At 75.7% G+C, this 2,267-nt stretch carries 1 protein-coding gene and 1 pseudogene; both read right to left on the minus strand.

Annotation, left to right across the window (positions count from 1 at the left end; all coding sequences use genetic code 11):
* Positions 1–322: pseudogene (locus AB0C69_RS41440) on the minus strand (histidine kinase); the annotation flags it as partial.
* A 118-nt stretch (positions 323–440) separates the two neighbouring features.
* Positions 441–2,267 (minus strand): ATP-binding protein (locus AB0C69_RS41445; protein ID WP_360362229.1); only part of this gene is annotated, 1,827 nt, incomplete at its 5' end.

Here is a 2,267-nt window from a genome sequence, read left to right on the forward strand (position 1 = left end):
GCCACCGGTGGGCGTTGCGGCCTCCCGGCGCGTTGGCGCGGGCCAGTTCGTCGACCAGCGCGACCTCGGGACGGCGGGCGAGCAGGGCGTCCACGTCCAGCTCGGTGAGCCGCGCCCCCCGGTGGCGCGTGCGGCGGGGCGGGACGACCTCCAGGTCGCCGATCTGCTCGGCCGTCCGGGAGCGCCCGTGGGTCTCGACGAGCCCGACGACCACGTCCGTGCCGCGCCCGGCGCGCCGCCGGCCCTCGTTCAGCATGGCGTAGGTCTTGCCCACCCCGGGCGCCGCGCCCAGATAGATGCGCCATGCGCCCCGCCTGCCCATGCCGAGCGCCGCCTCCCCCTCGCCTGAATTGTCCCTTTATGAGGCCTGGCGAAATCTAGCAAAGCCCGGTGGGCGGCCCTGCGCGGTCCGTCCCCGCGGACCGGGATTTGACGCTTTCTTAACGGCCGCCGGTCCGCAGGGTGACCACCATGGTCAGCCCGCCGCCGGGAGTCTCCTCGGGAAGGAGGGTGCCCCCCATCGCCTCGGTCATCCCCCGCGCCAGCGCCAGCCCGAGGCCGACACCGGCGCCGTCGCCGCGGTCGTCCAGCCGCTGGAAGGGCGCGAAGACGGCGTCCCTCTCGGACGCGGGGATTCCGGGACCGCGGTCGATCACCCGCAGCTCGACCCGGTCCGCGTGGGCGCTCGCGGTCACCGTGACGCGCTCCCCGGGAGGGTTGTGGCGGACGGCGTTGGCGACCAGGTTCGCCAGCACCCGCTGGAGCAGGACCGGATCGGCCGGCACCTCGGGCAGCCCGCCGGAGATCCGGATGCGCACCCCGGCCGCGCCGGGGTGGTCGAGGGAGGCCACGGCGCGGGGCACGACGTCCTCGACCGCCAGGGGCCGCGCGACGACGCCGAGCACGCCGGCCTGCAGCCGGCTCATGTCGAGGAGGTCGGTCACGAGCCGGTCGAGCCGCGCCAGGGACTCGGCGGCGGTGTCGACCAGTTCGTCCCGGTCCTCCTCGATCCAGGTGACATCGGGGCTGCGCAGGCTGTCCACGGCCGCCTTCGCCGAGGACAGCGGGGTCCGCAGGTCGTGGCCGACGGCGTTGAGCAGGGCGGTGCGGACCCGGTCGGCCTCGGCCAGCGGACGCGCCCGCTCGGCCTCGGCGGTCAGCCGCTGCTGCTGCAGCGCTGCCGCGGCGTGGGCCGCGAAGGCCTCCACCACCCGGCGGTCCTCGGCCCGCAGCGTCCGGCCGCGCAGCACCAGGACGAGGCCGTCGTCGATCGGGATCCCGGTCTCGCCCGCCTTCGGGGCGGTGCAGGGCGGGCCCCCGGCCGTCGACACGATGCGCCAGCGGTCCGGATCGCCCTGCGAGCCGAGCGTCCCGGCGGACTCCGGCTCGCGCTCCAGCAGGGTCACCGCCGTGAGCCCGAAGGTCTGCCGCAGGTCCTCCAGGATGTCGCGCGGCGTGCTCTGGCCGCGCAGCACCCCGCCCGCGAGGGCGGACAGGACCTCGGCCTCGGTCCGGGTCCGGGCCGCCTCGCGGCTGCGCCGGTAGTTCAGGTCGACCACGGCGCTGACGGCGGCGGCCACGACGACGTAGACCACCAGGGCCAGCAGGTTCTCCCGCTCGGAGATCGTGAACCGGTTGAGCGGCGGCGTGAAGTAGAAGTTCAGCAGGAGCGACCCGAACACCGCGGTGAAGAGCGCGGGATACAGGCCGCCGACCAGCGCGACCCCGATGACCAGGACGAGGAACAGCAGGATGTCGCTGGGCAGGGAGAACTCTCCCTGCAGGTGGTGGAGCACCAGGGTGAGCAGCGGAAGGAGCGCGGCGGCCATCGCGAAGCCCGCGGTGCGCCGCCGGCGGGTGAGGCCGCCGCGCGACGGCCGGGCCCGGCGTCCCTTGCTGACCTCCTCGTGGGTGACCAGGTGGACGTCGATCGGGCCGGAGTGGGCGGTCGTCGTCACGCCGACGCCCCGGGAGAAGAGCTGGGCGACCCGGCCCCGCCGGGAGGCGCCCAGCACCAGCTGGGTCGCGTTGACGCCCCGCGCGAAGTCCAGCAGCGCGGACGGGACGTCGTCGCCGACGACCTGGTGGTAGGTGCCGCCGAGGTTCTCCACGAGGGCCCTCTGCCGCACGAGGTGCGCGGGATCGGCGCCGGTGAGGCCGTCGCCGGGCAGAACGTGGACGGCCAGCAGGTCGGCGCCCTTGGTGCGGGCGGCGACGCGGGCGGCGCGGCGGATCAGGGTGTCGCCCTCCGGCCCGCCGGTGAGCGC

The organism is Actinomadura sp. NPDC048032 (assembly GCF_040653175.1).
GTDB classification, from domain to species: Bacteria; Actinomycetota; Actinomycetes; order Streptosporangiales; family Streptosporangiaceae; genus Spirillospora; species Spirillospora verrucosospora.